Source organism: Lysinibacillus sp. NPDC093216, assembly GCF_050280325.1.
Taxonomy (GTDB): Bacteria; Bacillota; Bacilli; order Bacillales_A; family Planococcaceae; genus Lysinibacillus.
In genome coordinates this window covers 205,397-216,433 of sequence record NZ_JBNNVB010000006.1, presented here as the reverse complement: position 1 = coordinate 216,433, position 11,037 = coordinate 205,397, and the positions used below count along the sequence as shown (strand labels likewise).

Annotated in this window: 13 protein-coding genes and 4 tRNA genes; 12 read left to right on the top strand and 5 right to left on the bottom strand. The window is 36.2% G+C overall.

What is annotated here, in order from left to right; genetic code table 11:
• Nucleotides 1-32 precede the first annotated feature (32 nt).
• The 9 genes from ACQKOG_RS09955 (at nt 33) to ACQKOG_RS09915 (ending at nt 4,481) form a co-directional block, all read left to right on the top strand.
• Nucleotides 33-107: transfer RNA gene (locus ACQKOG_RS09955), tRNA-Gln, on the top strand.
• Nucleotides 108-113: 6 nt separating this feature from the next.
• Nucleotides 114-188: transfer RNA gene (locus ACQKOG_RS09950), tRNA-Gly, on the top strand.
• Nucleotides 189-198: 10 nt separating this feature from the next.
• Nucleotides 199-272: transfer RNA gene (locus ACQKOG_RS09945), tRNA-Cys, on the top strand.
• 47 nt (nt 273-319) lie between these two features.
• Nucleotides 320-400, top strand: a tRNA-Leu gene (locus ACQKOG_RS09940).
• A 345-nt stretch (nt 401-745) separates the two neighbouring features.
• Nucleotides 746-988: a hypothetical protein gene (locus ACQKOG_RS09935; RefSeq protein ID WP_370081043.1), complete on the top strand. Its 243-nt coding sequence runs from the start codon at nt 746-748 to the stop codon at nt 986-988.
• Between the two features lie 606 nt (nt 989-1,594).
• Nucleotides 1,595-2,155 (top strand): RNA 2',3'-cyclic phosphodiesterase, encoded by a 561-nt coding sequence (thpR, locus tag ACQKOG_RS09930; protein WP_370081041.1) that lies wholly within the window; start codon nt 1,595-1,597, stop codon nt 2,153-2,155.
• Between the two features lie 138 nt (nt 2,156-2,293).
• Nucleotides 2,294-3,328, top strand: coding sequence for an ABC transporter permease (locus ACQKOG_RS09925; protein ID WP_370081039.1), 1,035 nt, complete (start codon nt 2,294-2,296; stop codon nt 3,326-3,328).
• 1 nt (nt 3,329) lies between these two features.
• Nucleotides 3,330-4,046: an ABC transporter ATP-binding protein gene (locus tag ACQKOG_RS09920; protein ID WP_370081037.1), complete on the top strand. Its 717-nt coding sequence runs from the start codon at nt 3,330-3,332 to the stop codon at nt 4,044-4,046.
• Nucleotides 4,047-4,196: 150 nt separating this feature from the next.
• Nucleotides 4,197-4,481 carry a hypothetical protein gene (locus ACQKOG_RS09915; protein WP_402870865.1) on the top strand — a complete coding sequence of 95 codons (285 nt, stop codon included), beginning with the start codon at nt 4,197-4,199 and terminating at the stop codon, nt 4,479-4,481.
• Between the two features lie 225 nt (nt 4,482-4,706).
• On the opposite strand, the gene ACQKOG_RS09910 is transcribed toward ACQKOG_RS09915, so the two are convergent.
• From ACQKOG_RS09910 to ACQKOG_RS09900, 3 genes are read right to left on the bottom strand one after another with little or no spacing between them, the layout of a single operon-like run.
• The gene (locus ACQKOG_RS09910; RefSeq protein WP_427446230.1) at nt 4,707-5,522 is read right to left on the bottom strand and encodes an SDR family NAD(P)-dependent oxidoreductase; all 816 of its coding nucleotides are present in this window, start codon (nt 5,520-5,522) and stop codon (nt 4,707-4,709) included.
• An 18-nt stretch (nt 5,523-5,540) separates the two neighbouring features.
• Nucleotides 5,541-6,236, bottom strand: coding sequence for an SGNH/GDSL hydrolase family protein (locus ACQKOG_RS09905; RefSeq protein ID WP_402870870.1), 696 nt, complete (start codon nt 6,234-6,236; stop codon nt 5,541-5,543).
• Nucleotides 6,237-6,833, bottom strand: a complete 597-nt coding sequence (locus ACQKOG_RS09900) for a TetR/AcrR family transcriptional regulator (protein WP_402870873.1) — start codon at nt 6,831-6,833, stop codon at nt 6,237-6,239.
• Between the two features lie 258 nt (nt 6,834-7,091).
• Between ACQKOG_RS09900 and ACQKOG_RS09895 the strand changes: the two genes are divergently transcribed.
• Nucleotides 7,092-7,442: a VOC family protein gene (locus tag ACQKOG_RS09895; RefSeq protein ID WP_402870876.1), complete on the top strand. Its 351-nt coding sequence runs from the start codon at nt 7,092-7,094 to the stop codon at nt 7,440-7,442.
• 113 nt (nt 7,443-7,555) lie between these two features.
• A complete protein-coding gene (locus tag ACQKOG_RS09890) occupies nt 7,556-8,647 on the top strand; it encodes an S-layer homology domain-containing protein (protein WP_402870879.1) in 1,092 nt (363 codons plus the stop codon).
• A 62-nt stretch (nt 8,648-8,709) separates the two neighbouring features.
• On the opposite strand, the gene ACQKOG_RS09885 is transcribed toward ACQKOG_RS09890, so the two are convergent.
• Nucleotides 8,710-9,453 carry an arylamine N-acetyltransferase family protein gene (locus ACQKOG_RS09885; protein WP_370081025.1) on the bottom strand — a complete coding sequence of 248 codons (744 nt, stop codon included), beginning with the start codon at nt 9,451-9,453 and terminating at the stop codon, nt 8,710-8,712.
• A gap of 195 nt (nt 9,454-9,648) precedes the next feature.
• On the opposite strand from ACQKOG_RS09885, the gene nagB reads away from it, so the two are divergent.
• Nucleotides 9,649-10,362, top strand: a complete 714-nt coding sequence (gene nagB, locus ACQKOG_RS09880) for a glucosamine-6-phosphate deaminase (protein ID WP_370081051.1) — start codon at nt 9,649-9,651, stop codon at nt 10,360-10,362.
• Nucleotides 10,363-10,830: 468 nt separating this feature from the next.
• Here nagB and ACQKOG_RS09875 read toward each other — a convergent pair.
• Nucleotides 10,831-11,037: hypothetical protein (locus ACQKOG_RS09875; RefSeq protein WP_427446220.1), on the bottom strand; the 207-nt coding region annotated here is incomplete at its 5' end.

Below are 11,037 nucleotides of genomic sequence, written 5' to 3'. Positions count from 1 at the left end.
TTCAGTCGCCCCATTTATATATATTTAACTTTTGGGGTATAGCCAAGCGGTAAGGCAACGGATTTTGATTCCGTCACGCCCTGGTTCGAATCCAGGTACCCCAGCCATTTATTGCGGAAGTAGTTCAGTGGTAGAACACCACCTTGCCAAGGTGGGGGTCGCGAGTTCGAACCTCGTCTTCCGCTCCAAATATTTTATGGCGGCATAGCCAAGTGGTAAGGCACAGGTCTGCAACACCTTTATCACCGGTTCAAATCCGGTTGCCGCCTCCATATTTTATTACTCAATCGGTTTATCCGATTTTTTTTATCTCCATTATGCCGGTGTGGCGGAATTGGCAGACGCGCACGACTCAAAATCGTGTTCCTTTGGAGTGTCGGTTCGACCCCGACCACCGGTATCATATTTTACTAGAGAATCCTTGTATATCAAGGATTCTTTTTTTATTTGTAGAAAGCAATTAAGATCCTCTCAAAAGGTATACACAGTTATTTGAGAATTCGATTGGAAGGATCGAATTTATTTGAAATCGGATTATTAAGAGTGGCTACGGATTAAGACTTCAACAATTATGTTGGAGTCTTTTTTGTTTGTCTAAGGTCATCAGTAATAATTGCAATTCCACTTACAAAGAAATCAACTTCAAAACCCATCTGTTTTTCTTTAGTCATAATGCCAACCCTTATGTACTAGATAACCTTAAAATTTTTGCTAAAATATAATTAAAAACCAGAGGGGTGATCTTATGAAGGGAGACGATGATAAAAAGGATGAGATAGAAAAAGATTATAATGCAGAAGCTTCAAGATATACACTTGCTATTTTACTTGCAGCTTTATTGATTTGGGCAATATATGACTTGTTTAAAAATGATGAAAGTGGCCATGGTATTCAATGGGTATTGGTATCAGGCATAGTTTCAGTTTTTGAAGTAACTAAGCGTTATTTAATAAGAAGAGATGACAAGAAAAAAATAGATAGAAATTAATTTAAAATTACAGAATTTAAAAATTAATCATTTGGTAAAGACATAGATTCAATAAACAGGGGTTTTTGTTTAAAGTACACATTAAGAGTAGAGAAAAAGGACAGATTATGAAAAAGAGGTAAGGTACAATAATAAAAGATAAAAGTTTTGGAGGGGACAATAAATTAGCTAAATTAATTCGAATTTTGAAGAGTGTTATTTTAAAGTTTCAACATACTTTTAAACATTTCTCATTATTTTATATGCTGCTTTTGGCGGATCTATTGATAACGATTGGTGATTTTTCGATGATCTTTGTAGTTCCAGAATTAGCTCCAACTATCATTACAATAATCGCTATTGTTTATATTTGGAGAAAGTTTTTGAAGACTAATCCTAAATTTAAAAGCTTCGTAAGCTTGCTTAATTCTTTCATTGTGTAGAATTTTACATTCGTTTGGGTTTTTCCTTTTCCTGAAATAGATAAATAAAGATAATAAGACCTACTCAGCTAAAAAGCAAAGTGGTTTATTTCTGCTTTAACGCGAGTAGTAAGGGTTAAATTATAGTAGGAAAAGACATAATGCCTGTTAAGTAGCATTTTCGATGATTAGAGAGGATATCATTATGAACAGACACTTTTTTATTGCAGTTCCACTTCCTTCAGATATTAAAGCAGCTCTTAAAGTGAGATGTGAAGAAATGAAGACAGATTTTCATTTTAAACGATGGGTACACCAGGAAGACTATCACATCACATTGGCCTTTTTAGGTCATGCGGATGAAGAGCAATTACAGGCTGTATTGGATGAAACGAGGAAAAACCTTATGAAAGTTTCTCCGTTCGAATTAAAAATTCAAGGGTTCAATACTTTTGGAAGAAAAGAGTATCCAAGAATTTTATGGGTTGATCTGCTCGAATCTCAGCAATTAAATTTTGTGAGAGAAATAGTATACCGTGATTGTATGAAGGCTGGTTTTGAACTAGATAAAAAGCCCTTTACACCACATATAACTGTTGCAAGAAAATGGGATGAGGCCTGCGGGAAAATTCCGTACGAAGCATTAATGGAAGAAAATTTTCAGCTTCCAAAATTTCTAGTAGAAGAAGTGATTTTGTACGAATCAAAAATAGAGGAAACGCCAAAATATCATAGAAAAGCGGTCATTCGTTTAGATGGCCAATAATATTACAAGCAGCTCGTAAACCTAAAAATGAAAAGGTTTATGAGTTTTTTGTTTAAAACCATTTGTAATGATTAGTTCATGTTCCGTTCATTTAAGGATTTTATGCTAAGACTGTAAAAAGGAATGGAGGAGTTCACGATGAATCTAGCCTGGAAAGAAATTAAGAAAAATAAAGTACGATTTTTAATATTAGGTTCCATTGTTTTTCTTGTTAGTTTATTAACTTTTATTATTTCTGGTTTGGCGAATGGGTTATCACAAGATAATGCCGCTTTAATTAAAGACTTACCCGAAGGACAATTTTATATGAATGAAGATGCAGATCAAACTTATAATCTGTCAAAAATAGATAGCGGTACTCAAAATAAAATATTGAGCAATGAAAAGGATGCAGTAGCTTTTTCACTACAAATGGGCTTTTTAAATGATCAGGACAATAAGCAGCAAAGCGTTGCCTTTGTAACATCGACCGCTTCAGATTTATTTGAAAATGTGAAACATGAGGAAGTTATATTAGACAGCTCAATGAAAGATAAAGGAATTAAAGTAGGAGATACATTAACGAATAATCAATTTAACGGCAAGTTTGTAGTAAAGGGATTTGTTGACCAAAAGAAATATAGTCATGCTCCTGTTGCCTATATTAATAAAGAGGATTATAAAGAGATTTACCGTGTAGATGAAATGCAGATGATTTTCGTACCAGACGGGGATTCTTCAAAAGAATTTGCTGGATTAGAATCATTTTCTAATAAAGCGTTTCTCAATACAATTCCAAGCTATAATGCAGAACAAATGTCTTTAAATATGATTGTATGGTTTTTAGTAGTCATTAGTGGGATGCTGTTTGCTATCTTCTTCTATATGATGAATGTTCAAAAAATTGGTTTATATGGAATTTTGAAAGCCATTGGTGTGAAAACGAGTAAATTATTCAAAATGATATGGACACAGATGGCTATCATTACAGTGATTTCACTTATTTTGTCGGTAGCTTTTAGCCAAGCATTTAATCTGATAGCGCCAAAAGGAATGCCTTTCACTTTAACAATTGCGACAACAACGCAATTATCGATTGTATTCCTAATTATTGGATTTATTGGTGCTACAATTTCAGGCATCCAAATTAAAAAAATTCAACCATTACAAGCGATACAGCAAGGAGAGGCTTAATATGACTTTATTTAAAATCGATGAAGTTAGAAAAACGTTTAGGAATGGCGAGGTAGAGGAAGAAATACTTAAAGGGATAGATCTTTCGCTAAATGAAGGGGAAATAACAGCATTAGTCGGTGCATCTGGATCTGGTAAGAGTACACTTCTGACAATAGCTGCTGGGCTTCAGCCTGCAACAGATGGGCACGTAATATTTGAGGGGAAAAATATGTCCAGCATGAGCTCTGAAGAGGTTCGAAAAGTACGAGCAAGCGAATTTGGGTTTGTCTTTCAGTTTGCACACCTTGTACCTTTTCTTACCGTTGAGGAGCAACTACTGCTAATGCTAGATGTTTCTGAATCAAAATTAAAGAAGCAGGAACAAAAAAATGAAGTTAATCGAATACTAAAATTGGTAGGGATGGACCATCGAAAAATGGCTTATCCCTCGTCATTGTCAGGTGGAGAGAAGCAACGTGTTGCGATTGCCAGAGCAATCATTCATAAACCGAAAGTTCTTTTCGCAGATGAACCAACAGCAAGCTTAGATTCACAAAGATCAAAAGAGGTTATGTTACTAATTAGAGATTTGACTAAAACGTTAAACATTACTACTTTAATGGTGACACACGATGAAGAAATGCTTGCTTATACTGATCGTATTATTAAAATGAGCGACGGTGTCATTTTGCAAGATGACATTCGAATCGTAAAAAACCACAACCACATTTATTGATGGTTGTGGTTTTTTTGATTAAACAGCTAAGCTGATTTTCCGTTCTGTCTGGGCGCAATTTATAGATATTTTTCATAAGCCTAGTGTTATGTTACCAAACCACTAAACTAATGAAGCATATTATAGAAGGAAAGAGGGAGGTGATTTGAAATGGCGTTTGTCATTGCTTTATTGATAGTATTAGTTGGTTTAATAGCAGGATTCCAATTAACCGAAGGAAGGTCCGAGAAAGGGAATTACATCGTTTGGGGTATCATTACAATGATAGCGTTTGCACCGTTCTTATCTTTTGTAATTGGCGTAATGTATGGGATAGTGGTTAAAAATAGTTGGGCAACATCGATTATGATGTTTTTATCTCCTTTAATTTTTGTTATAGGGTTAATTATATTACTTTTAGGTATTTATAAAAATGATGGAGGTAAGCTTAAATAACTAGCTATTTGTCTCTGACAAGGGGTTGTTCCGTTCAGTGTTTTAGTTATCTTAATATAAAGGTAAAAAGCCGCAAGACTCCTACAAATTGTTTTTGAGATGAAGTGTAAATGAAATGCAGCGAAGGAGACATATGCCTTCGTGTCCAACATCCTATTTCTTGCCCTGATGCGGCTTGTGCCTTGCCGGCGGAAAAGCATAGCGGTTTTTTACCATCTAGAATGTTTATGTTAATCGAGCTTTTCGACTTACTTTACAGACCATTCTCATTAAAGCCCTGTGCAACGAAGGGAAGATCGTAAAGATAACATCCATTGTTTTACGCATTGGCATAGGACAGATAATAGGTTTATTTTTGTGTACACCTGCAATAGTGATTTTTGCTAGTTGCTGTGGAGACATCATTTTTTGTTTTTTCAATTGTTTGGCCATCACTGATTTATCGATATTAATAGCGGTTGCTTTATCGAAAATAGGTGTATCAACAAATGTCGGACATAGCGTACTTACCTTGATGCCAAATTCCTCAGCCTCATAGTGTAGTGATGTCGTTAAGCCCACAACAGCATGCTTCGTAGTTGAATATGCCGCAGATATAGGAGCTGGACCCAACCCTGCTGCTGATGAGGTATTGATGATATGTCCAAAACCTTGTTCCTTCATGATTCGATAGCCAACTTGAGTACCATATATAACGCCCCATAAATTAAGATCCACAATGTTTTTCCATTCGTCCATCGACATATCATACATTTCACCATACATAGCTATGCCAGCATTATTGAATAAATAATCTAATCTTTGAAATTCCTCATAGACATTTGTAATGACACGTTCAACACTTTTGTAATCGGTTACATTTAATTCAACAAATCTAGCATTTGAAGCATATTTATTTAGTTCTACCTCGAGAAGACGCCCATCATGTTCGTTGATATCTGCAATAATGACAAATACATGACGACCTATTAATTCTTTGCAGATAGCTTTCCCTATACCTGATACACCACCAGTAACAATCGCAACCTTTCTCATATTCATCACCTCTAGTATGACTTCCTAATGGACGGTAGCTTCCTGCAATTGAAACTGTCTGATGAAAGCTGTGTATTCTTCCGCGACAAGTTCTGCTCCTTTACTATTTAAATGAACGCCATCTAACGTTAAATGTAGCCCTCGCTTTTTGGACAATCGGTCAATTCGCAAAGGATTTTTATAAAACAATACATCTTTCATTACTCGCATAACATTGGTGTTCATATAATCGGAACTATTAACTTGTTCCAAGTGATGCTCAAACACCTCTTGCATATTTAAAAAGCTAACATTTGCATATTTAGAGGAGATGGATTGAATAATGGAGGAGAGCTCTTTTAATTCCTTATTAGAAGTGTTTTTTATTGTCTCTCCTATTAAAGCTGGTGTTACTAAAACGACATGTTTAGAGGATGCTAAAATCATTTCTAAACAATTTACATAGTAATCTTTAAATTCTTGATGATCTTTTGTAACTGGCTGTGCCTGTACTTTCAAAAGTTTAGAGTAGACATCATTGACACCAATCCAAAGAAAACTGAGGTCATAATAAGTAGCTAGCTTCGATTTTTCCAAACGAGTGTGTAAGCTTTTTACTGTCTCACCTGGTTTACCGAGATTGTCAAATTCGAATTGTTGATGTTTTGTTGTTAGTAGTTTAAAAAATGAAACACCTGGTCGACCTTCTGTTAAGCTGTCTCCTATACATGCAATTTTCATTTATATCCCACCTTTTTTTATCTCCTTTAAAAAAATGGTTATTGCCTGGTGAAAGAGTGGCTCAAGTGCTTTCAGCTCCTGATTATTTGTAAGCTGACATAATCCCCCTAGCCATGTGCCAAGTAGAACCGTCCATTCTTCAATATTTCCATGAACAAATTCCCCTTTATCAATTCCTTCTTGCAGAATCGCACGATAAGCACTCATCGGTACGTTCGCTAAATTGTGCAGCTGTTGCACTGATTCAGGGCTCGATTTTGGATTGGAAGCTAGTTCTTGCCCTGATCTTAATAAAGGTGTTTGGTAATGATAGAGAACGTGCATGGCCATGCCATATAATTTTTCTGTTGCCGTGGAGTAGGTACATTCTTTTTGCAGCCATTTGTTGTTCCAGTCTTGCATTGTTTGTTGCGCTAAAAGAACGAATAGCTTTTCTTTGTTTTCAAAATGGTAATAAATATGTCCCTTGCTGTAGCCTGAAGCAGTTGAAATATCTCCAACTGATGTTTGATTATAGCCTTTTTGAGAAAACAAATTAACCGCATGTTCCATAATTTCAACTTTTGCTTTCTCGCTATCATAACGTCTTTTGTTCAATGATTTACTCCTTCTTAACATTTGAACGATTGTTCTAATTTGATTATACAATATTTTACTAATTAATAAATAGTTAAATACCTAAGTCATCATGCTGTCACAATTCCGTACTACCATTTCAGATGAAGTTTGGGATGATGCAATGTATAAAAGTTGCAACGGAAATCAACCCAACGTTATGTTGATGAAAAAATGGAGGAAATATCCATCAAATTGTTGAACTATAAATTATGATTTAAAAATTAGGAGGGGAATTAGATGGGGAGAGTAATAGGATTTGAATTGAATAGTCAGGAACCTGAAAAAGCTGCTGAGTTTTATGCCAAGGTTTTTGGTTGGCAGGTAGCTGCACCTAATTGGGAATATTGGGCTGTAACAACCGGGGATGATAAAAAACCAGGGATTAACGGCGGTATTGGTAAGGGTCCACATGACTATCCTTTTGGAACACGTATTCAAATTGAAGTGGATTCTATCGATGAAGCTATTTCGAAAGCTAAACAGAATGGTGCCATCATTGTTCGTGACAAAATGGAGTTCGATGAGTTTTATCTTGCCTATATGGTAGATCCAACTGGGCTTGGCTTCGGCTTAATTCAAAACAAATAATCTATTTAATAAGTCTCTGCAAACGATTGCGGAGGCTTTTTTACTACCCAATCATATTGGAAATAATACCTAAAAAAGTATATTATGAATAGTGGAGAAAGAGAGGGAAAGACATGAAACAAATATTGAAAATAGTATGTGCGCTATTAATAGCTGTTTGTTTAATACCGATTGAGGGTGTACATGCAGCGAGCTTCAAAGATGTGTCCAAGGATAACACATTAATAACCGAAATTGATTACTTAGTGGAAAAAGGAATTATCAATGGCTATCCTAATAACCTATTTAAACCAAATACATATGTAACGAGAGCACAAGTAGCTGTCATGCTAACACGTGCTTTAGGATTACAAACAACGAATGTAAAAGATCCAAAGTATCAGGATGTATCTACTACACATCTCTATTATAAAGAAATTGCTGCAGTACAAAATGCTGGAATATTCGATTCGGCACAGAAATTTAATCCGAATGCAACTCTTACAAGAGGGGACATGGCGATTGTGCTACAAAGAGCGTTTAAATTAAAGGGATCTGAGACGAGCTTTTTTACTGATGTTTCAGCTAAGACAAGAGGTTATAAGGAAATCTCAGCAATTTTTAGTAACAATATAGTAAGAGGATATGATGATGGTTCATTTAAGCCCAATTCACCTATAACGCGAGCTCACTTTTCAGCATTTTTAGCTCGTGCATTAACGCTATCGAATCCGAATTTATTAAAAGATACGGCGTTTGACTACACGTATTCATATTATTCGTTAAGTGATAAAAATCAATATACATTAAAATATCAGTATAGTCATAATGACGAAAAGAATGATGTGTGGACTGTAACTGATTTGAATTCTAATAAGGTGTTTAATAATGAGCTCTTATTTAGCGATGGTGAGGTTTATGGCCAAGTAATTGAAAGTGAAGAAAGTTCACATTACGATTTTGCTTTCAGATTACCACTTAGAATTGGCGTGATTGAACATGAGAATGATGGCGGGGTAATTTCAGGCATCCGAATTACTGTTAAAGCAACAGATGGTACTGTCCAAGCAGGTGGTGTAAAGTATAACAATGTTATTGTTCTAGAAGAAGCGTCCGTTTACAGTAATAGAGTTTCAACATATTATTTTGTAGATGGAATTGGTTTAGTTAAGGAGCTTTATAATGATGTTGTTGTTTACGAGTTGCTCAATCGTACAGTCAATTAAATGTAGCCACAAGAAAAGCAAGTCTCTTATTCATGAAGAGACTTGCTTTTTGTCATGTAGCATCAATCTAATAAAATACGAAAAAAACGATGAAGTGCTTGTCGCCATTCTTTTTCATTATGAGTTGTATAGGTTGTTAGGGATTGTCCCTCGTATATTCGAAATTCGCTATTAAGCATTGTATGTCGGCCACGAGGAGTACGAATCATCGCGATTTTATTTTTTTGTTTAGAAAGTCTTGGTGCAAACTTTGCATCGTTAGCGTCATCAAAAAAACTATAAAGTAAACGCCAATTATTCTTTGTTAGTTCGTACAGCATCCAGCCATTCGCTTCATCTCGTTCAATTTTATAAAGTTCATTACCTTCACGGTGTTGATGTCCAGCTATTAGTGGAACTGGATTACAAGGAGCTAGTGCACCTACACCAACATCCGAAATATATGATTGCCCATCGAAATTGACCAGCAATAGCTGATGCATAGGTACATCCTCAACAGGTGTATCTGCTTCATGGTTGCGCCAAAACTGTGCATAGCGATTGGTTACAGAAAAGCCAAGTTCGCGAAGTAGCCAACTAAATAAAATATTTAGTTCAAAGCAATTGCCTCCGCGGAGTTGAATAATGATTTTTTGAAAAAGGTCAGGAATAGCGAAGGAGATGCCATGTTTTAAGGCAACATCTAGGTTCTCATAAGGAATGGTATATAGATGTCTTGTTTGTAGCTGACCAAGTAGCTTAATAGATGGCTCTAAAGATCCTTGAAATTGAATAAGCTTTAAATATTGCTTTATTTGTGAATTCATAAAATCGCCTCACTTCCTTACTAAATAACATAACCGAAATGGTTTGAGAATACACGTGAATAATAGAAAGAAAATAATAGAAAAGAAGGTAAATAACTTGTAAAATGAAAATATTAACTACTATAAAGAGAGATATTTCCTATTATTTTAGTTAATAATAATGATTGTAAGGTAGGTATACGAATGACAAGCGAAATGAAATGGTTAGAAGTAAATTCATACGATGAAATGAGCAAAGTAGCAGCGGATATATTCACTAAACAATTACAAGTAAAACCAACAAGTATTTTAGGATTAGCGACTGGTGGTTCTCCTGTAGGAATGTATAAGGAATTAGTGAAACGCCAACAAGCTGGAGATTTATCTTTTAGCGATGTGATTACCTTTAACCTAGATGAATATGTAGGTCTCGATCAAACAAGTCCGGCAAGTTATTGGACATTTATGCATGAAAACTTATTTAATCATGTAGATATTACGGAAGAAAATATACATTTACCAAATGGTAAGGCAGAAAACTTAGATGCTGAGTGTGCGGCCTATGATGCTCGAATTAAAGAAGCGGGAGGAATTGATCTACAGCTTCTAGGTATTGGCGTTAACGGACATATTGGCTTTAACGAACCGGGTACATCTTTTGATTCAATGACTAATATTGTAGAGTTAACGGAATCTACTCGCACAGAAAATGCAATTTATTTTGATAACTCTAAAGATGTACCGACACATGCTATTACAATGGGCATTGAATCTATTATGAAAGCCAAGGAAATCGTGTTAATTGCATTTGGTGAAAAAAAACTAGAGGCTATGGAAAAATTGAAAAGTGGTATCGTCACTGAAGATTTCCCAGCAAGCCAATTATTAAATCATCCAAATGTAACGATTATTTACGGCGGAACAAAATAGGAATTAAGCGTAGACTTTGTATTATTTGAAGTCTACGCTTTTTTATTTTGGCATGCAGAGCGACGGAAGGGAGAGTTCAAGTGACGGATGGAAAGGCGAGAGCGACGGAAAGGAGAGGTAAAGTGACGGAAAGAAGAGGCAAGGTGACGGATGGAAACTAGAGCGACGGAAAGAAGAGCCGAAGCGACGGATGTGAAGGCGAGAGAGACGGAAAGAACAGCCAGAGCGACGGAAAGAAGAGCCGAAGTGACGGATGTGAAGGCGAGAGAGACGGATAGAAATCAGAGTGACGGAAAGAACAGCCAGAGCGACGGATAGAACAGCCAAAGTCGTGGATAGAATCGCCAAAGCGACGGATAGAACAGTCAAAGTCGTGGATAGAAACGTCAAAATGGCGGATAGAACAGCCAAATTCGTGGATAGAGCCATCAAAGCGACGGAAAGAAGAGCTAAGGTGATGGATAGAAATCAGAGCGACGGATAGAAATCAGAGAGACGGATAGGAGAGCCAGAGCGACGGAAAGAAAGGCCAAAGCGACGGAAAGAACAGCCGAAGTGAAGGATGTGAAGGCGAGAGAGACGGATAGAAATCAGAGCGACGGATAGGAGAGCCAGAGCGACGGAAAGAAAGGCCAAAGCGACGGAAAGAACAGCCGAAGTGAAGGATGTGAAGGC

What these genes read in the sequence shown, in the direction of transcription:
- ACQKOG_RS09910 (WP_427446230.1), bottom strand. Translation starts at nt 5,522, where the DNA reads ATGAATATGAGAAAGGTTGCGATTGTTACTGGTGGTGTATCAGGTATA.
- ACQKOG_RS09925 (WP_370081039.1), top strand. Translation starts at nt 2,294, where the DNA reads ATGAATCTAGCCTGGAAAGAAATTAAGAAAAATAAAGTACGATTTTTA.
- ACQKOG_RS09915 (WP_402870865.1), top strand. Translation starts at nt 4,197, where the DNA reads ATGGCGTTTGTCATTGCTTTATTGATAGTATTAGTTGGTTTAATAGCA.
- ACQKOG_RS09905 (WP_402870870.1), bottom strand. Translation starts at nt 6,236, where the DNA reads ATGAAAATTGCATGTATAGGAGACAGCTTAACAGAAGGTCGACCAGGT.
- nagB (WP_370081051.1), top strand. Translation starts at nt 9,649, where the DNA reads ATGAAATGGTTAGAAGTAAATTCATACGATGAAATGAGCAAAGTAGCA.
- ACQKOG_RS09890 (WP_402870879.1), top strand. Translation starts at nt 7,556, where the DNA reads ATGAAACAAATATTGAAAATAGTATGTGCGCTATTAATAGCTGTTTGT.
- ACQKOG_RS09885 (WP_370081025.1), bottom strand. Translation starts at nt 9,453, where the DNA reads ATGAATTCACAAATAAAGCAATATTTAAAGCTTATTCAATTTCAAGGA.
- ACQKOG_RS09935 (WP_370081043.1), top strand. Translation starts at nt 746, where the DNA reads ATGAAGGGAGACGATGATAAAAAGGATGAGATAGAAAAAGATTATAAT.
- ACQKOG_RS09920 (WP_370081037.1), top strand. Translation starts at nt 3,330, where the DNA reads ATGACTTTATTTAAAATCGATGAAGTTAGAAAAACGTTTAGGAATGGC.
- ACQKOG_RS09895 (WP_402870876.1), top strand. Translation starts at nt 7,092, where the DNA reads ATGGGGAGAGTAATAGGATTTGAATTGAATAGTCAGGAACCTGAAAAA.
- thpR (WP_370081041.1), top strand. Translation starts at nt 1,595, where the DNA reads ATGAACAGACACTTTTTTATTGCAGTTCCACTTCCTTCAGATATTAAA.